The organism is Paenilisteria portnoyi (assembly GCF_014322795.1).
Lineage (GTDB): Bacteria > Bacillota > Bacilli > Lactobacillales > Listeriaceae > Listeria_A > Listeria_A portnoyi.
The window spans coordinates 20899-39134 of record NZ_JAASTT010000010.1; the positions used below are offsets into that span (position 1 = coordinate 20899).

Here is an 18236-nt window from a genome sequence, read left to right on the forward strand (position 1 = left end):
ATTTTGATTCTCTGCTAGGTTTTTCATTTACCGATTTCAGCTTGAAGTTTCTGCGCGAGTTTTTCATAGTGTTGAAAGCTTTCTGTATTCTGTTTTGGAACAGCGAGCAAATCTTGCGTTTTCAAAACCTGTTTTTCAACACCATCTGCGAATTTTACAAAGGAACCTGCTGTTTCTTTCCCATAATCAAGCGAGAAATACTTCGATTGGCGATAGAAAGCTTGGAGATCTGGATCTGTGATTTCCTGCTTTTGATCCGCGAATATTTCATCATATTTGACTGAAATAAGTTTCCCTTTCTCTGTAACCACTTGAAGACGTGCAGTTAAGCCATTTCCTAGCGGTTCCGCGAGGCCATAATAATAAAATCCAAATGGCTTCTTAACCCAGTCTTTCATTTCCTCGGCCAGGGGCATCATACCGTTCCGCGCACTAGTAGAAGAACCTTTGACCGTTTCGAAATTGCCATCCAAACGGTTTTCTGCGAGCATTTGCCCCTCCAAAAACGTAATGCCATTCACCCAAGTCACAAGTGTATCATCCGTTCGCGTATTGCTAGCTTGGAAAAAAGCATAATCAGAAAGGCGCTTGGATGCATTGGCGTACTTTGGTTCATAGTAGGTTTCCGAAGCCATTTCGTTAAATTCTACATGAATTAGTTTGCCAGCATCGTTGGTCACTAATTCCAAAATGCCACGATTTCCACCATCAAATTCATTTTCATTCTTATAGTAATGTCCTCTAATCAAGCCGGTCGGTGGTTGAACAGACCAGAACATGCGAGCTTCTTTTTCCGCTGTTGTATATTTTGCCTCAGGATGCGTGCCGAATGTTGTCGTCGTTGCAGAAGTTACCACATCATAATTATAATCATGTCCTCGCGACTCCACAGCTACTTTTTTCGCTTTCGGTTCGTCAGGTTGGCTATTTTCATTGGAGCAAGCAACTAATGTGAGTGATGCGAGTACCAATATTATTTTCTTCAAGTTGAATTCCCCCTCTATGCTTTCTAGTATCTCAAAAGAAAATAAAGTACACATAAACAAAATATGAAAAAAAGATAAACAGTCGAGATAATCAGCAAGTGTTGTTGACAGTTCACCCAGTTCTGTGATATTATTTCCCTATCAATCAAATATCACTTTTGACATTCGTCAAGGGGGAGTAGCGTTAGCCTTATTTGGAGGCTAAGATAAAGTCGTCATTACATGGATGCGAGTCCATCGGTTTTATCAACATTTTTTGTATGAAAATGTCAGCGAGACCTTTGCCAAACTTCTGGCAGGGGTCTCGCTTTTTCGTGTTTAAAAAGAGGCGCTTTTGGACGGTTGAAAGATGAAGGAGGAATTTTATTTGGATACAGCAATGATTTTGGAGTATGGGTGGGTTTTACTTGTCCTGATTGGTTTGGAGGGGATTCTCGCCGCTGATAACGCGGTAGTTATGGCCGTTATGGTGAAACATTTACCTGACGAGCAACAGAAAAAAGCGTTATTTTATGGCTTAATTGGTGCATTCGTCTTCCGTTTTGCAGCCCTTTTCTTGATTTCCTTTTTGGCCGAAGTTTGGCAAGTACAGGCACTAGGCGCGGCGTACTTACTTTACATCTGCATTAGCCATATGTGGAAGCACGCAAAAGGCAAAGACGATGGGCACAAAGTCAAAGAAGGCAAAGGTTCAAGCTTTTGGATGACCGTTTTAAAAGTCGAAATTGCAGATATTGCGTTTGCGATTGACTCGATGTTGGCAGCAGTAGCACTTGCAATTACACTTCCAGCAACAGGCTGGGGAACGATTGGTGGACTAGACACAGGACAATTCAGCGTGATGTTCCTAGGCGGTTTGGTTGGATTAATCTGTATCCGTTTTGCCGCAACACAATTCGTAAAACTACTGAAAAAATATCCATCACTGGAAACAGCTGCATTCTTAATTGTCGGTTGGGTCGGCGTGAAGTTAGTCGTTTACACGTTAGCACATCCAGAATTAGGCGTTATTCCAGAACACTTCCCACATTCTACCGTTTGGAAATTAACATTCTGGGCAGTCATGATTGGAATTATTATTTGGGGATGGCTCGTCTCAGTACGCGCTGCAAAGAAAGAAGCCTAAGCGATATAAATCGGCGGCAAGCGTTCGGATTCAACCAATTCGGCGAGCTTCCGGCTCTCACGTACACGAGTACGCTCCGCTTCCGGATCCCACCGAATCGGTTGAATACAAACGCTTTCGCTCGATTTGTGGAAAGCCGAATGTACGTCTTACCCCTAGTAAGGGGTTAAGTGGACTTCGGCTTATTTTTCCATTACATATAGTAACAAAATAATAGCAAATAGACTAATAAATATGGTAAAGTGGAGAGTAAAGAAACGGTGGGGTGAAAATGGATATATCGATTTGGGGAGAATACATATGGGTATTCTTAATTTTGATTGTGTTAGAAGGCGTACTTTCAGCTGATAATGCGGTAGTTATGGCCGTCATTGTTAAAAAGTTGCCGCATGAACAGCAGCGTAAAGCCCTATTTTATGGGCTAGTTGGAGCCTTTGTTTTCCGGCTGATTGCAATGCTTATTATTTCATACTTAGTTAATTTTTGGGAAATTCAAGCGATTGGCGCGCTGTACTTACTTTACTTGGCGGTCAAGCATATTTGGGATAAGAGAAAAGGCAAGGACAAAGTGGAGAAACAGGAGGATGAGGCAAAACCAACGTCTTTCTGGGGAACGGTTGCTCGTGTGGAGTTAACTGATATCGCGTTTGCCTTAGATTCGATGTTAGCGGCTGCGGCCTTGGTTGTGTCATTGCCAGCAATTGGTACATTGGAGATTGGTGGTATGAATGCAGGTCAATTCACTGTCATGTTCCTAGGCGGTTTGGCAGGACTCGTCGTTATCCGTTTTGCAGCGACACAAGTTGTGAAATTGCTAGAGCGTTACCCTACGTTAGAAACAGCCGCCTTCTTAATTGTTGGTTGGGTTGGGGTGAAAATGGCCGTGCTTACAATGGCTAACCCGCAAGTAGGTATTTTACCGGAGAGTTTTCCAAATTCAGCAGCGTGGGAAATCACCTTCTGGGTTGTGATGATTGCTCTTGGTTTAGGTGGTTATATCATTGCTAGAAAAAAAGAGAAACAAAAGGGATAATTATATGATTGGCGCTCATTCATGGCGAGGACGGGCGCGTGCAAAGATATCTAGGCTAACGCCGATCCAAGTCATCATCACGTTCTATTTTCTATCGGTCACATTTGCAACAGCGCTCCTCAGCATGCCATTTACACATAAACCAGGCGTCAAAATTCCATTCATCGATACGCTATTTACAGCTGCGAGTTCGGTGAGTGTGACGGGGCTTGCATCTGTGGATATTGGTGCATCTTACAGCCGTGCAGGAATTTGGGTTTTGATGGGGATTTTCCAAGTCGGTGGACTCGGTGTCATGATGCTGAGCACGTTCTTCTACCTAGTGTTGAAGCGACGCGTTGGCTTGCGTCAGCGCCAGTTAATCATGACGGATACGAATCAGTTTACGATGAGCGGCATGGTGAGGATGTTACGCGAGATTCTCATCTTGATTTTTGGGATTCAAATTATTGGTGGACTGATTCTGGGGATTTATTTCATTCCGTTTTATGATGGCGATGTCGGCGAGGCGATGTTCCAAGGGTTATATAACTCGGTTTCTGCGGTGACGAATGCCGGCGTGGATATTACGGGTTACTCGCTGACTCCGTTCGTGAATGACTATTTCGTCCAATTCATCATAATTCTGCTCATCATTGCCGGCGGAATCGGTTTCCCCGTGTTAATTGAAACGCGCCGCTTCCTATTCGAAAAAAACACCTTGATACCATTCCGATTTTCCCTATTCGTAAAAGTGACGACGGTAACATATTTGGCGTTACTAGTAGTTGGCGGATTGTTAATTTGGGCAATGGAGAGCCAGCATTATTTTAACGGAAAGTCGATTGATGAAGGATTCTTTAACTCGATGTTCCTGTCCGCAACATCAAGAAGTGCAGGCTTGTCAACGATTGATACAGCTGGATTGACAGACCCGACGCTGCTCGTTGTTTCAGGACTGATGTTCATTGGAGCATCCCCGAGTTCGGTAGGAGGTGGGATTCGGACGACGACATTCGCGATTACGATTTTATTCTTGTATTCCGTGATTCGCGGACGCAACCATATTTACATTTTTGGCCGTGAACTGTACCAAGAAGACGTCCGTAAAGCGCTTGCCGTCGCGATTTTTGCAACACTCCTATGCATTGGTGCGATTACAGTATTAGGCTTCACAGAACAAGCCGAGCTAATGGCGATTATTTTCGAAGTGTTTTCAGCGTTCGGAACATGTGGATTGTCGATGGGTCTCACAGGAGATTTGAGTAATATCGGTAAAATGATTATCATCCTACTCATGTTTATCGGACGAGTCGGGATCATGTACATGATGTTATCCTTCCGTAGCAAAGATGGTAAGAAAAACGCGATTAGACTGCCAAAGGAGAAAATTATTACGGGGTGAAATGGGTCGCGTGACTTACACCATGACTCCTATTTTGATTCTTGAATCACAAAATATAATATAAAAAGGACTCGGCGTTGAATCTGAGTCCTTTTTACATGCCGTGCCCAAATCCCACACAAATATAGCTTTTTTTCATTCAATTTTAATCTTAATATGATAAAGTTATGAAAAACATGTAAGGAAGTGGCTCTTTTTGCAGCGAAGATTATCTTGGTTATTTATGGGTATTGCTTTAGCGATGATTCTTATTCTATTCTTCTCCTCCTCGCAAACCTACGAGCAGCAATCAATGACGTCTGGTTTGGATAGATTGCTAGCCAATAAACCATTTGAAAAACAATTATCAGCAATATCTTTTCACTATGCTGGTTCAGAAATTAGTATCCAAGCGAAAGGTTATAGCTCATTTATTGAATTCTTCATCCGAAAAGGCGCGCATTTCTTTTCCTATGCGTTAATGGGATTCAGTTTGTTTATGGGATTCATCGCTTTTATCAAAAGAAGATGGTTAGTCACGGCTCTCAGTGCTGGAATTCCGTTAGCCTACGCGGCGTTTGACGAGTTTCATCAAATGCTCACAGGTGGCAGAACACCTCTTGTCCAAGACGTAATGTTAGATTTTGCGGGAGCATTGTTCGGTATACTTCTGGCTTATTTCCTATCGAAATGGCTTATAAAAAAAGATAAAGCGTTAATCACTTTGTGATCGACGCTTTATTTTTTTGTTTGAAAGTACTCACATGCGCGGTATGACTCAATTTTTCATAAAAAAGCTGGCGGTCTTTGGAGAAAAAGTTGATACAAATATGGATGAAAAACATAAATCCGGCAACAAATCCAATTCCAATCACGGTTAAGAATAGGACTGGTGACAAATGATCAACAAAAAACGGATTTTGCGGAAAGAGAATGATTGCCAATGTTACATAATAAAGGAGACCGTTTCGAATCATCAGTTGTCTGAGTTTCAGGCGTTCGGAGTTGGTGGATTTGATGCGAATTTGCACAAGCATTTTTCCGAAGGTGCGGCCTTTTGTGAATCTCGGTAGGAGCATGAAGTATAGGAAGACAATCAAAACAAGCCACCAGAGCTGTGTAAAGCGGGGACCACCGTTTGTTGCTAGGTTTTTAAATGGAAGTAAGTGGATTGCGCCGAGGATTGCTGTGATAACTTCGAGCAGGAACCAGTCGATGAGAAAAGCGATAAGTCGGCGTAAATAGCTTACCTGTTTTCCTTGAATATATGTCATTTCGTCCATTTTTGTGCGTGACGGTAGAAGGCTTGTAAATAGTGGTGCAATTGCGAAACCAACGATGCCGCCGAGTGTGTTTAACATCAAATCATCTACATCAAATAGTCGATAAGCGTGTGGATAAATGCCGTAAATACCGGTTAATTGTGTTATTTCAAAGAATAAGGATAGTAAAAAGGAAAAGAGTGTCGTTTTCCAAAAAGGATAGCGGAAATAATAGCGTAAATAAATGCCAAATGGGATGACTAAAAGTACGTTAAACACTGGTTGCAAAACAACGGCTTGTGTCAGGGCTGCCAAATATGTACTTGGATCATTCCAAACGAGTACGGTATGTGTTAAAAAATCGTGAACAAACTTGAATGGCGTTAACTGTAGCGCAGAGCCCGTCATGTTTGCGACATCATCTGGGTCGGGTAATGGCAGTAAAATAAGTAGGAAAGCGCATAATAAGTAAAAGATAAACGTGTACAAAACCACATTACGCAAGAAGTTCAGGCCGCCGAATTTGCGGTATTGATAGATGGCAAATGGCAACGTTAAAATAAAGGCGAGTACTGGAAAAATCAGAACAGCGACCTCGATGGGAAACAAATAAGCGTGCATAGACAGGACCTCCTTTCATCTAGAGTACAATAAAAATGCAAAAAAGACGAGCCTGAAACACAGCTTTGTTAGTGAACGTGCGTTTTGGGAGGCGCATGTTCACTAAGTACCGCTATATTTTAGACTCGTTCTTTGATTTAAAAAGAGTATTAATATTTTGGCGATGGTACTCGGAAAAGTGCCATTAAGCCCGCTAGAATGATTAAAATTCCAGAAATAATCCAAATTTGACCCACTACAAAGAACATAACGATACCGATAAGCGTGAGTACTACACCCCAACCGCGCGGGCTTTTTTTGATAAGAAGAGTTGCGATTAAAGCTAGTGCGGATGCAATGACGGTTATCCAACCAAGTGTCGCAATGCTATCACCAACTGCTCCGTTTAGATACGTGAATGTTTGAATATAATCTGTTACGTCATTCCCGTACGCAATAATCCAAAATCCAGCTACTAAACCAACAATCGAACCAATTAAACCTAAAACTAATTCTGCTGTTCTTGACATGTTTTTATCCCCCTGTCTGATGGACTCTCTTGTTAGCAAAGCTTGAGCTAGCGAGTAGAAGTCCTCTAATGTCTCGTATAGTAAATATACGTACAGAGTATTTTACCCCAATTTGAAAAGAATAACCTTTATTTTGGAAGATTTATAGAAGAAAATAGTGATTATAACTAAATGTGAATGGTATTTGTTATCTGGATTAGAAAATGCTATGTTGGAAAGAGAAATGGGGGAGATACGAATGCAACTTTATGTGAATGAAATGGATTCGCCGCTGGGGAAGTTATACCTTGGTGTTTCAGAGGTAGCGGTGAAATATATTGCGTATGATGAGGCTTCATTTTTAGAAGTGGGAGCGGATTTTTCTGCGGAGGAAAATGAGATGATGTGGCGGCTGAAAGTGGAATTACAAGCATTTTTTGATGGGGAGATACGAGCTTTTACAGTTCCATTAGAAGTAGATGGAACGGATTTTCAGATGCGAGTTTGGTATGCGTTGCAGGAGATTCCGTATGGAGAAGTTGTTTCATACAAGGAAATTGCAGAAGCTGCTGGCAGTCCAAAAGCGGTGCGTGCTGTGGGTCAGGCTAATCGCGCGAATCCCATACCAATTATTATTCCATGTCATCGGGTGATTCAGGCTGGCGGGAAATTAGGCGGTTATAATGGGGATGATATTGATCGCAAAATCTGGTTATTGAATCGCGAAATGCCTTTTTAAACTTTATCATAAATTTCATGACTCGTTCATAGTTTTTTCTTATTTATCGGATAAGATAAGAATAAGTGAAAGGAGCTGGAATAGAATGAATAATGAGATTGAAACGGCACCGAAGAAGCAAGTGAACAAATGGAAATGGAGCACTATTATTGTAAGTATAATTTCAGTTGTAACGATATCATTTATGGGTTTTGCACTATTTAATCAAAATCAGGCAGGGATGAATGGGCCGGGTAATATGTCTGGTAATAATCAGTCGCAGATGGGTGGCACGGATGAATCGTACGGAACACCGCCAAGTGGTGGACCAAACAGTCAACAAGGCGGAACATCCGATTCTAGCGGAGATACAGATGCGAATTCAGGCGCATCATTGAATCCAGATACAGATTCTTCGACAAGTTCTTCGTCCGATTCTATATAAAAAGAAACCCACATTCAACGCGAAATGTGGGTTTTCTGTAATTAGCAATTACATGAGCCGCCAGAACAACATTCTCCATCTGAATCTGATTTATTCAGCATCGTTAGCGGATTTTCTTCGTTCCAAACTTTGGTTAAGACTTCTGTAAAACTCGCTGCTGGTTGGGCGCCGGAAACACCGTATTTTTCATTGATAACAAAGAAGGGAACGCCTTGAATTCCTAGGGAAGTACCAGTTTGTTCATCGTCACGAACATCCACTGCAAATGCATCGCTGGCTAGCATGTTAAGGACTTCGGTTTTGTCGAGTCCTGTGGATGCTGCGATCGTTGCCAGTGTTTCATGGTCGCCTAAATTCTTTGATTCAGTGAAATAAGCATGGAGCAGTGTCTCTTTTACTGTTTCTGCCGTTCCTTTGGTTTTCGCAAATTGGAGCAAGCGATGGGCATCGAATGTATTTGTTGGAATCATCGTATCGAAATGGTAATCAAGACCAACCGTTTTGGCTTGAGCGCTGACTTGATCGTTCATGCTTTTTGCTTTTTCCATAGTCATACCGTATTTTTCAGCTAGAATTTCATCCATTGTTTGGTTATATTGAACCGGCGCGTTGGGATCGAGTTCAAAACTGCGATATTCCACCTCTACATCCTTACCAAATTCCTTTAAACCGGCCTCAAAATTACGTTTTCCGATATAACAAAACGGACATGCGAAGTCCGACCAAATTTCTACTTTCATGTGTGTTCCTCCTAAAAGATAATTTGTGCATCTCTGATCAGTATAGCGTGTGCGGGTGCAAAATTCAATCAACTTGCTTACTATTTGTTAGTGAGGTGAGCAAAGCAGTTGAGAAAGGATAGGGAAATGGAGTATCTTTGTATGGTAGAGGAGTGAAACGGACATGGAGATTTTTCAAGTGAAGGATAGGTTGCCGGATAGTGAGGAGCCTGCGATTCTAGTGATTGGCAAGTTTGACGGGGTGCATAGGGGACATCAGTATTTGTTAAAACGCGCGAAATCATTTTGCAAAGCTGGTGAAAAACTGGCGATTGTGTGCTTTTCACCGCATCCGTTATGGGCACTAAAAAAAGATCCTATTTATAAGCGAGCGATTACGCCTGACGTGGAAAAATTTCGATGGTTGGCGCATTTTGGTGTAGATAGGGTGTACAATATTGGTTTTACAGAAAAGTATGCAGAAACGTCGGCGGAAACGTTCATTAGAGAGCATTTGAATGGCTTGAATCTAGCGCATATCGTTGTTGGCGAGAGCTTTAACTTTGGTAAAGGGCGGGATTCGGATGTCGATTTACTGATGGATTTGTGTGGCGAGCGCTCGGTTCCAGTGACAGAAATTCCGTTTGTGCGGGATGGCGCTGACCATAAAGTGAGTTCGACGGATATTCGTGCGGCTCTATATGACGGGGATTTTGCGGAGGCAGAGCGTTTACTGGGGCATCCTTATTTTATTGAAGGAGATGTTCGGACGGAAAATGGGACGTATTTGCTTACTGGTTTGGAGGAGTTTGTGATTCCGAAAGTCGGTAAATATCGAAGTTTTGTGGACGGAGACCGTGCAGAAGTTCACGTTTTAGAGAATGGGGAAATCAGGATACCGCAACCGGCAACGCATATACGACTGCAATTTGACACTATCTAAGGGGTAGTGTTTTTTTAGTGGGTTGATTTTCCATGGAAATAATGTTATACTACGTTAGTAAGTTTACTAATTTACTAAACTACTAAAGGAGAGATACCATGAAAATCCCAACAAATTTAAAACACAAACCGGTTATTGTAGCTGAAAACTATGAAGAAGTGGACGGTAAATATGCCTACAATTCGGATGCGAAAGGCTTATCGCTTGGCTTAGCGCAATGGAATGATCGCGGCAAAGTGGATATTTCAGCAAAAGTGTGGCGGCACACTGGCGACAAATGGTCTCGCCAATCGGAGGAATTACCGCTACATCGTGTGCTGGATTTGGCCATTTTGATTGGGCGGTCGAAGCTTTATTTTAAAGATGCTTATAAATATGAAGGTTTATATGATAAAGAAAATCCGCAAATTGATCGGATTGGTTTGCAGGGCGACGCGATGACGGTGGCGGTTTGTGAGGATAATCAGATGATTGGTGAGGATATTGAGCTGTTTCAACAGGCGCTTGCGGACAGTGATGAGCTTTTGAGTGAGCGGTTGCGGACGTTGAGTCGAATTCTAAAGGAAGCAGGCTATTAAGGAGGAGGTTTTTTGATGACATCAGAGAAAGAGACACGTAAGGAAAAGATTAATGCCTATAAGCAAATGAAGCATCGCGCGGGTGTGTATCGTTTTGTTAGCCAGGAAACGGGTATTTATGCATTGGCGGCGAGCATGGATTTGAAGGGTATTCAGAATAAGTATGCCTTTGCGAAAAAAATGAATATGCCGGGTGCGTTGCCGTGGACGATTGCTGATGAGGCGAAGAAACATGGAATGGACACGATTGCGCTTGAGGAGTTGGAACTCGTTGATATCAAGGACGAGATGACGAATCAGGATATTAAGGAAGAATTAGATGTTTTGCTAGAGCTTTGGCAGGAAAAATTAGCATCTGAGAACGAATAAGGGAAGTCGAAATAGGAGAGGATCGCCGAACGGGTTGATTTTCTTGCTATTTCGGCTTTTTTGTTTAGCTTTGCGGGCAATTCTGCTATACTTAATCAAAAGTGGCGTGAGGCTATCACGGGAGAGGTTGGTGAAGGATGAGGAAATATTATACCCATCAAATTGGGATGGCGCTAATGTTGATTTTTGGTGTGATAACGGGGCTTGGGGCTGTCAGGCGTCTGATGTATTTGCTGTTGCTAGATCAGGAACGGTCCAGTATTTATTGGATAGTGGAGCTGGGGCTTGCTGTTATCATGATTGTGACGGCCATTTTATCTTATTCCGGTCGCCGGCTGAAAGGGACGGAAGTGGCGGTTAGCTTGTTGTTTGTCACCTACTTCACCTACTTTGTGATTCGAGCGGTTATCGGGATGGAAGAGACTGTGAATATTCAGAATGCTAATATTTTATCGATGTTAGCTGGACTCGCGATGTTTGCATCCTTTATTCTGTTTTATACGACAGAAGATGGAGTAATTATTGTAAAACCGGAGCAGCGGATCGTGACAGTTAGCGGCTTTGTTCTCGTTTTATTAGGTGCTGGACTTGGTCTTGTGGTTGCTATTTTGAGATATCAGGCGTATGCAACGATGCAAGGATGGGATGGACAAGATTTTCGGAAAATGGTTTTTTATCCAGCGATGATTTCTATGGGTGAATATGTATTCGTGTCTTTGGCCTTTATTTTCGTGGCTTTTTTATTATTCCAAAAATGGCAACCACTGCTCGCGTACGTTGGAATGGGAATTGCGATGCGGGAATTGCTTTTTGGCTGGCTACAAATGCGGGCGTTACAAGCGGACGATGCAGAGTTAACAATGCTGGCACTATTGCCGTTATTTGTTGGTGTGACTGGATTTATTGGGTTCCTTTTATTTTTAGGAGGGGCTAAAAGAGGCGAACAGGAGGAACGGACTTGAAACGAAATAAATGGGTAATTGTGATGACGTGGATTTCAGTGTTGGCGCTTCTTCTCTGCGTGGCAGGCTTAATTGCTGTGGCGCAAGGTCATACGAAATCGGGAACGAGTACGACGGAAAAAACAGAAACAAAAACGGAAACGAAGAAATCTGATCGGTTTCAAGTGACGGGGCTCGGCGATTCATTGACGGCGGGCGTTGGTGATACGGACGGAAAAGGTTATGTTCGTCGTGTGGTTGATACATTAGAGAAGAATGGTACGAGCGTGACGCTGTCCAATTTGGCGATTAGTGGTGCGCGTAGTAACCAGTTGCTGAGCCAACTTGGCCAGAAAGAAATCGCGCAACAAGTGACGAACGCGGATGTGATTTTCATGACGATTGGTGGGAACGATTTGTTTCGCGGTGGCGCAGCGTTAGAGGATTTAAATGCGGCGGAGATTCAGAAAAACGAGACGGCATACTTGAAAAATTTGGAGCAGACGTATAAACGAATCCGAGAGCTGAATAAAGATGCTGTCGTGTATCATCTCGGTTTGTACAACCCGTTTGTAGATGTGAAAAATCGGGCGGAATTGGCAAGTATTGCGGCGAAATGGAATATGGATACACAGAATTTGGCGAGTAAATTTTCGCGTGTGGTGTATGTCCCAACGTATGATTATTTTATTTTGAATGGGAAGAATTATCTGTCGAGCGATCATTTTCATCCGAACGGAGCGGGTTATCAGTTGTTTGCGGATCGGGTATCGAGTGTCATGACAACGGACGGGGAGAGTGATGCGAAATGACGACGGCACTATTAGTACAGGATTTAAATAAAAAAATCGGCAAGCGGCAAATTATTAAGGATTTGAGTTTCGAGGTCAATGAGGGCGAAGTATTTGGTTTTCTGGGGCCTAATGGAGCGGGAAAAACGACGACAATTCGGATGCTGGTTGGTCTGATTAAACCGACGTCTGGCACGATTCTGATTGGCGGCAAGGATATTCAGAAAAACTTCACGGAAGCCATGAAAAGTCTGGGATGTATCGTTGAGAATCCGGAGTTTTATCCATTTTTGACTGGCTGGGAGAACCTTGCCTATTTTGCGCGGATGGATCGGTCGATTCGGCCGGAGCGGTTGCAGGAAGTGGCGGAACTCGTTGGAATGACCGCGCGTGTGCATGACCGGGTTTCGACGTATTCGCTTGGGATGCGTCAACGTTTAGGCATCGCACAGGCTTTGTTGTCGAGTCCGAAATTGCTGATTCTGGATGAGCCGACAAATGGTCTTGATCCATCGGGGATTCGCGAAATGCGGGACTTTATTCGTTATTTAGCGAAAACGGAAGGGATTAGCGTCCTGGTTTCTTCGCATTTACTTAGTGAGATTCAATTGTTGTGCGATCGTGTGGCAATTATGACGAATGGCGAAATTATTGCGACGGATGACGTGGATAAGCTACTTTCTGATCGGGAAAAAACGCGGTGGCGCTTCGAACCGATGGCAAAAGGTGCGTCGATTTTGGCGGAAATGACAGCTGTTACGGAGCAGGATGGTGCTTATTATACGAGTTTTGAGGCGGATAAATTGCCGGTTTGGAATAGTCGTGTCGTGCGTGCTGGCGTGCAAGTACTCGAGATGCAGAAGATTACGCCATCTTTGGAGGACTTATTTATTGAATTGACAGGAGGGCAAGGCATTGATTAACCTAGTTTATAATGAGCAGTTGAAGCTTTACAGAAAACGCCGACTCCTGATTATTTTATTTTTGGTTGCGATTATTGTGGGCATTTTTACATATGCGCAGTTTAGGCAGCATCAGGAGGATGAGCAGAAATCGGGGACGACGGATTGGCATGTGCAGGTGCAGCAACAGATTGTGGACATTGAGAACCGGCTGAGTTCGAATCGGATTCCGGATGAGTACAAGAAATATATGCGTGTGACGCTGGGGCAGTTGCAGTATTATCTGGATGAGGATGTAAATCCGAACGCGCCGGGAGCACCAACTTTTCTGAAATCATTCGTCGAAAATGGCATCGGATTACTGTTTCCGCTATTTGTCATGGTGATTGCGGCGGATCTGATTTCTTCGGAGTCGGGGAGCGGGACGATTAAATTCTTGCTGACGAGGCCGGTGAAACGATGGCGAATCTTGACGAGTAAATTCATTTCGATGATGCTGTCGGTGTCGATTATTTTGCTAGCATCGGCGATTATAGCATATGCGATATCGGGCGTCGTGTTTGGGTATGGTGGCTGGACGGCGCCGATTTTGACGGGATTCGATGTGAGTGGAGATGCAGTTGGAACAGCGGGCGTGTATTCGTTGCCAATGTGGCAGTACCTATTGATGGAATTCGGTTTGGCATGGCTGGTCGCGATGGTGATTGGCGTGCTGACGTTGATGTGCTCAGTATTGGTGAGAAGTACGGCGGCCGTAATGGGAATTATGCTGTCGGCGCTGATTACGGGATCGATTTTGAGCAACCTTGTGTCGTCTTGGCCAAGCGCGAAATATTTATTCATGGTTAATTTGCAGTTGACGAATTACTTGAACGGGACGAGTCCGCCAGTGGACGGCATGACGCTCGGATTTTCTGTCGTGACGTTGCTTGTTTGGATGGTCGCGGGCTTAATTACATCATACTGGGTGTTTATGAAACGCGATGTTTATTGAAAAAATGGCTCTGGGATGCGGATTGTATCTCGGAGTTTTTTTGTCGCTTACTTTTTATAAGCAAAGTTCTTTCTTTTTATATAGTTTAGTGTTAAACTGTTTTTAAAGATAAAGAGAGAGGGTGTGAGGATATGATTACAGGGATACATCATGTGTCGGCTTTTACGAAATCGGCGGTTGAAAATCGGACTTTTTATACGGAAGTGCTTGGTTTGAGGTTGGTGAAAAATACGGTGAACCAGAATAATACGCGAATGCGGCATTTATTTTATGGGGATTATCGAGGAAATCCGGGGACGTTGCTTACTTTTTTTGAAATTAAACGGCTTGGTCGGGCGAGACGGGAACAGGCTTTTTATGGGACGACGTATTTGGCGGTTCCGAACGGTGCGCTTGATTTCTGGGAGGAGCGGTTGACGCCGCACGTGACGGAGATGGAGCGGACGAACGCGGGCTTGGTTTTTGAGGATGCGGATAGTTTTCGGATAATGCTGGTTGAGGTGGATGAGGAGATTTTGCCGGAGAATGCGACGCAGCATACGGATATTCCAGCTGATAAACAGGTGATACGGATTCTCGGAATAGATTGGCATGTGCGGGATACGGAGCGTTTAGCTGATTTTATGAAGCAGTTTTTGCAGATGGAGCCAGGGCATTTGACGCATTTTATTCCAAGTGGATCGGATGCGAAAACAAGGATGGGCCGTGGCAGTATTGACCATGTGGCTTATCGGGTTGCGACGAAAGCAGATGTGGCAAAATGGCGTCAGTTGGCTGTGGATGCGGGGCTGGAAATAGTGGAATTCGTGGATCGGGCCTATTTTACGAGTTTGTATTTCCGCGAACCGAATGGGCTTTTGATTGAAATTGCGAGTGACACGCCAGGTTTTGCGATTGATGAAACGATGGAGACGCTGGGCGAAACGCTTGCCTTGCCGCCATTTTTAGAAGGAAAACGTGTAGACATTGAATCTAATTTAAAGGAGAATGACAAATGAAAGAATTAAAAGGAATCCACCATGTAACGGCGATGACGAGTAGTGCGGAGAAGAATTATGCGTTTTATACAGAGACGCTTGGGATGCGACTTGTGAAGAAAACAGTAAATCAGGATGACATTCAGACATATCACTTATTTTTTGCGGATGATGCGGGTTCTGCGGGAACGGATATGACGTTTTTCGATTTTCCGAATTTACCAAAAGGGCGTAAAGGAACGGATAGTATTTCGAAAACATCGTTCCGTGTACCGAGTGATGCGGCGCTCGATTATTGGGTGAAGCGTTTTGACGAATTGGGCGTGGATCATGACTCCATCAGCGAAAGTTTCGGCAAAAAAGTGTTGGCGTTCCGCGATTTTGATGAGCAGTCGTTGCAACTGATTTCGGATGAAAAAAATGAGGGTGTGGCGCCTGGAATTCCGTGGAAGAAAGGGCCAGTTCCAGCTGAGTTCGCGATTTACGGATTGGGTCCTGTGTATTTGACCGTGCAAAACAAGGAGAATATCGGCTTAGTGTTGACAGTCATTCTTGGGTTTAGAGAAGTGGCGACGAGTGGCGCGGAGCATTTATATGAGGTTGGCGAAGGTGGAAACGGAGCGCAAGTTATTGTTGAGGAGCGCAATGATATATTGCCTGCGATGCAAGGGTATGGAAATGTGCACCATGTTGCGTTTCGTGTCGAGGATCATGCGGAATTGGAGAAATGGATTGCGCGTGCGAATGAGTTTCAAGCACCGAATTCGGGTTATGTGGATCGATTCTATTTTGAATCGCTGTACATGCCGGTTTCGCAACAAATTTTGTTTGAATTCGCGACGGATGGACCTGGTTTTGCGCAAGATGAGCCGTATGAAACGATGGGTGAGAAGCTTTCGTTACCACCATTTTTAGAGGAAAAACGAGCAGCGATTGAGGCGGAAGTTCGCCCGTTGGATACGAAAAGGAGCTGATCGAGATGGAGCATATTTTTATACAAGGGAAAAAGAAGGATTTGATGCCACTTGTTTTGCTTCACGGGACGGGTGGCGATGAGCAGTCGTTGTTGCAGTTAGCGGAGATTATTGCGCCAGACGCGAGTGTGTTATCGTTTCGTGGGGACGTGTCGGAGAATGGGGCCAATCGGTTTTTCGCGCGGTATGCGGACGGCTCGTTTGATTTGGCGAGTTTGAAGGAGAAAACGGGAGAATTAGTGACGGAAATCAGGGTATTGGCTGGAAAATATGATTTTGATGCGGCAAATGTGGTTGCGGTTGGTTATTCGAACGGTGCCAACATTGCAGCGAATGCGATTTTGACGGATGCTGCGAGTTTCCAAAAGGCGATTTTGTTTCATGCGATGCCGTCTGGTGAGGAGATGCCTGATTTCACGTTGGATCGGGCGGCAGTTTTTGTGACGGCGGGCGTGAATGATCCGTTGGTGACGGCGGCAGGATCTCAGTCTTTGATTGATGCGCTGAGTCATCGAGGGGCTGCGGTCGCGTCACTTTGGACGCAAAATGGGCATAATTTGACGATGGTGGAAGTCGAAGCAGCGCGTGATTGGTATGTGGCGCAACATGATTAGGATGGATGCGAGCGAGTTATCACCGCAGGACAATTATAAGTTTTTGAGCGGGGCGATTATTCCGAGACCGATTGCTTTCGTGACGACGATATCGGAAAATGGTGTGTTGAATGCGGCGCCGTTTAGTTTTTTTAATGTGGTGTCGAGTCAGCCGACGATTGTGTCGATTGCGATTCAACGGGATAATGGGCAGATGAAGGATACGGCGCGGAATATTCTCGAAACTGGTGAGCTGGTGATTCATATTGTGGATGAGGATTTGACGGCGGAAATGAACAAGACGGCGGCGAGACTGACGCCAGAGGAAAACGAGTTAGATGCGACGAATTTGACGGTAGTCCCGAGTGAAAAAGTGGCGGTTCCGGCGATTAAAGAAGGTAAGATTCGGATGGAGGCAAACTTGTTTCAGCATATTCCCATTTCGAATGATGAGGGAAATCCCGTCACCGATTTGATCTTGGCTCGCGTGGTATTTTATCATGCGGATGCGTCCGTTTTTGATGTCGAGAAGCAGTACGTTTTGACGGATGAACTGAAGCCCGTGGCGCGTTTAGCAGGGAATAATTACGCAAAATTGGGCGAGACTTTTATAGTGGAACGGCCTAAATAAGCAACCTATTTGAAAAACGCAGCGCATCCACCTAGGCGCTGCGTTTTTTTTTCTGTTATAATGAAAATGAGTTAGCGAAAGGGGGCGTGGGCGATGATTCAGATTCGGGAAGCTTGTGAATATGATGCGAAACGATTTGCAAAAATGCAATTACAAATAGATGGTGAGACGGATTATATGCTCTACGGCGCTGGGGAGCGGGAGATTTCGACGAAGGATGCGCGAAAACGGATTGAGTATTTTGCGGATTTGCCATATTCGCTTATTTTAGTGGCGGAGGATATGGAAACGGAGGAGTTAATCGGATTTTTGATAGCAGATGGAAATCCACCGAATCGGATGCAGCATAGCGTATATATCGCAGTCGGTGTTGTGAAGTCGCACTGGGGACAAGGTGTAGCAACATGCTTATTTACGCATATGGAAACGTGGGCAAAAGCGCGTGGCGTGGTACGTCGGATCGAATTGGGCGTGTTGTGCGAGAACCAGACAGCCTTGCGTTTATATCAAAATCTTGGCTATGAAATCGAAGGCACACATCGTGATTCCTTCATGATTGGCACGGATTATTATGATACATATTGGATGTCTAAATTGATTTAATGACTTGCAAACCGTTTTTTACCATGTTACAATGTGACTAATTAAAATGATCGGAGGGTTGTCCAGATGTGGTATGTTAGACTTAGAATTCCAAATTCGCTAAACGTAACTAAATAGTGCGAGAATGAGTTCAGGACAAGCAGAGGGGTAATTCGAAATGTACCTATGAAGTATGCGCT

General features: G+C 44.0%; 22 protein-coding genes and 1 riboswitch. Of the genes, 18 read left to right on the top strand and 4 right to left on the bottom strand.

The window, feature by feature from the left end:
* Window positions 1-23: 23 nt before the first annotated feature.
* The gene (locus tag HCJ66_RS08220) at window positions 24-986 is read right to left on the bottom strand and encodes a hypothetical protein (protein ID WP_222717446.1); all 963 of its coding nucleotides are present in this window, start codon (window positions 984-986) and stop codon (window positions 24-26) included.
* 161 nt (window positions 987-1147) lie between these two features.
* Window positions 1148-1257, top strand: a riboswitch (yybP-ykoY riboswitch).
* 96 nt (window positions 1258-1353) lie between these two features.
* On the opposite strand from HCJ66_RS08220, the gene HCJ66_RS08225 reads away from it, so the two are divergent.
* The 4 genes from HCJ66_RS08225 (at window position 1354) to HCJ66_RS08240 (ending at window position 5238) form a co-directional block, all read left to right on the top strand.
* Entirely contained in the window at window positions 1354-2112 is a 759-nt protein-coding gene (locus tag HCJ66_RS08225; protein ID WP_187132691.1) for a TerC family protein, read from the top strand.
* A gap of 271 nt (window positions 2113-2383) precedes the next feature.
* Window positions 2384-3145, top strand: a complete 762-nt coding sequence (locus HCJ66_RS08230; RefSeq protein WP_187132692.1) for a TerC family protein — start codon at window positions 2384-2386, stop codon at window positions 3143-3145.
* Window positions 3146-3191: 46 nt separating this feature from the next.
* Window positions 3192-4529, top strand: coding sequence for a potassium transporter TrkG (locus tag HCJ66_RS08235; protein WP_187132775.1), 1338 nt, complete (start codon window positions 3192-3194; stop codon window positions 4527-4529).
* A 196-nt stretch (window positions 4530-4725) separates the two neighbouring features.
* Window positions 4726-5238, top strand: coding sequence for a VanZ family protein (locus HCJ66_RS08240; protein ID WP_246438613.1), 513 nt, complete (start codon window positions 4726-4728; stop codon window positions 5236-5238).
* Here the strand turns inward: HCJ66_RS08240 and HCJ66_RS08245 are convergent.
* Together HCJ66_RS08245 and HCJ66_RS08250 are read right to left on the bottom strand one after the other, a co-directional pair.
* Window positions 5228-6391 carry a VanZ family protein gene (locus HCJ66_RS08245; RefSeq protein WP_187132693.1) on the bottom strand — a complete coding sequence of 388 codons (1164 nt, stop codon included), beginning with the start codon at window positions 6389-6391 and terminating at the stop codon, window positions 5228-5230. The genes HCJ66_RS08240 and HCJ66_RS08245 overlap by 11 nt on opposite strands.
* A 149-nt stretch (window positions 6392-6540) precedes the next feature.
* On the bottom strand, window positions 6541-6900 hold the full coding sequence (locus tag HCJ66_RS08250) for a DUF4064 domain-containing protein (protein WP_181675003.1): 360 nt from the start codon (window positions 6898-6900) through the stop codon (window positions 6541-6543).
* A gap of 238 nt (window positions 6901-7138) precedes the next feature.
* Between HCJ66_RS08250 and HCJ66_RS08255 the strand changes: the two genes are divergently transcribed.
* The gene (locus tag HCJ66_RS08255; protein WP_246438615.1) at window positions 7139-7618 is read left to right on the top strand and encodes a methylated-DNA--[protein]-cysteine S-methyltransferase; all 480 of its coding nucleotides are present in this window, start codon (window positions 7139-7141) and stop codon (window positions 7616-7618) included.
* An 85-nt stretch (window positions 7619-7703) separates the two neighbouring features.
* Window positions 7704-8042, top strand: a complete 339-nt coding sequence (locus tag HCJ66_RS08260) for a hypothetical protein (RefSeq protein WP_187132694.1) — start codon at window positions 7704-7706, stop codon at window positions 8040-8042.
* Between the two features lie 41 nt (window positions 8043-8083).
* On the opposite strand, the gene HCJ66_RS08265 is transcribed toward HCJ66_RS08260, so the two are convergent.
* Window positions 8084-8782, bottom strand: coding sequence for a DsbA family oxidoreductase (locus tag HCJ66_RS08265; RefSeq protein ID WP_187132695.1), 699 nt, complete (start codon window positions 8780-8782; stop codon window positions 8084-8086).
* Window positions 8783-8945: 163 nt separating this feature from the next.
* On the opposite strand from HCJ66_RS08265, the gene HCJ66_RS08270 reads away from it, so the two are divergent.
* The 12 genes from HCJ66_RS08270 to HCJ66_RS08325 all read left to right on the top strand — a co-directional run bounded on the left by HCJ66_RS08270 (window position 8946) and on the right by HCJ66_RS08325 (window position 18057).
* Window positions 8946-9704, top strand: coding sequence for an adenylyltransferase/cytidyltransferase family protein (locus tag HCJ66_RS08270; RefSeq protein ID WP_187132696.1), 759 nt, complete (start codon window positions 8946-8948; stop codon window positions 9702-9704).
* Between the two features lie 98 nt (window positions 9705-9802).
* A complete protein-coding gene (locus HCJ66_RS08275; RefSeq protein WP_187132697.1) occupies window positions 9803-10282 on the top strand; it encodes a DUF6530 family protein in 480 nt (159 codons plus the stop codon).
* A 15-nt stretch (window positions 10283-10297) separates the two neighbouring features.
* Entirely contained in the window at window positions 10298-10651 is a 354-nt protein-coding gene (locus HCJ66_RS08280; protein WP_187132698.1) for a GIY-YIG nuclease family protein, read from the top strand.
* 137 nt (window positions 10652-10788) lie between these two features.
* Complete coding sequence (locus tag HCJ66_RS08285) at window positions 10789-11613, top strand: hypothetical protein (protein ID WP_187132699.1); 825 nt, start codon at window positions 10789-10791, stop codon at window positions 11611-11613.
* Window positions 11610-12404, top strand: coding sequence for an SGNH/GDSL hydrolase family protein (locus tag HCJ66_RS08290; protein WP_187132700.1), 795 nt, complete (start codon window positions 11610-11612; stop codon window positions 12402-12404). Before HCJ66_RS08285 ends, HCJ66_RS08290 begins: the two co-directional genes overlap by 4 nt.
* Window positions 12401-13306, top strand: coding sequence for an ABC transporter ATP-binding protein (locus tag HCJ66_RS08295; RefSeq protein WP_187132701.1), 906 nt, complete (start codon window positions 12401-12403; stop codon window positions 13304-13306). The genes HCJ66_RS08290 and HCJ66_RS08295 overlap by 4 nt, the downstream gene beginning before the upstream one ends.
* The gene (locus tag HCJ66_RS08300) at window positions 13299-14279 is read left to right on the top strand and encodes an ABC transporter permease (RefSeq protein ID WP_181675012.1); all 981 of its coding nucleotides are present in this window, start codon (window positions 13299-13301) and stop codon (window positions 14277-14279) included. The genes HCJ66_RS08295 and HCJ66_RS08300 overlap by 8 nt, the downstream gene beginning before the upstream one ends.
* Before the next feature lie 131 nt (window positions 14280-14410).
* Window positions 14411-15277 (top strand): VOC family protein, encoded by an 867-nt coding sequence (locus HCJ66_RS08305; protein ID WP_187132702.1) that lies wholly within the window; start codon window positions 14411-14413, stop codon window positions 15275-15277.
* On the top strand, window positions 15274-16230 hold the full coding sequence (locus HCJ66_RS08310) for a ring-cleaving dioxygenase (RefSeq protein WP_187132703.1): 957 nt from the start codon (window positions 15274-15276) through the stop codon (window positions 16228-16230). Before HCJ66_RS08305 ends, HCJ66_RS08310 begins: the two co-directional genes overlap by 4 nt.
* A 5-nt stretch (window positions 16231-16235) precedes the next feature.
* Entirely contained in the window at window positions 16236-16844 is a 609-nt protein-coding gene (locus HCJ66_RS08315; protein WP_187132704.1) for an alpha/beta hydrolase, read from the top strand.
* Entirely contained in the window at window positions 16837-17454 is a 618-nt protein-coding gene (locus HCJ66_RS08320; RefSeq protein ID WP_187132705.1) for a flavin reductase family protein, read from the top strand. The genes HCJ66_RS08315 and HCJ66_RS08320 overlap by 8 nt, the downstream gene beginning before the upstream one ends.
* 93 nt (window positions 17455-17547) lie before the next feature.
* Entirely contained in the window at window positions 17548-18057 is a 510-nt protein-coding gene (locus HCJ66_RS08325) for a GNAT family N-acetyltransferase (protein ID WP_187132706.1), read from the top strand.
* Window positions 18058-18236: the final 179 nt, after the last annotated feature.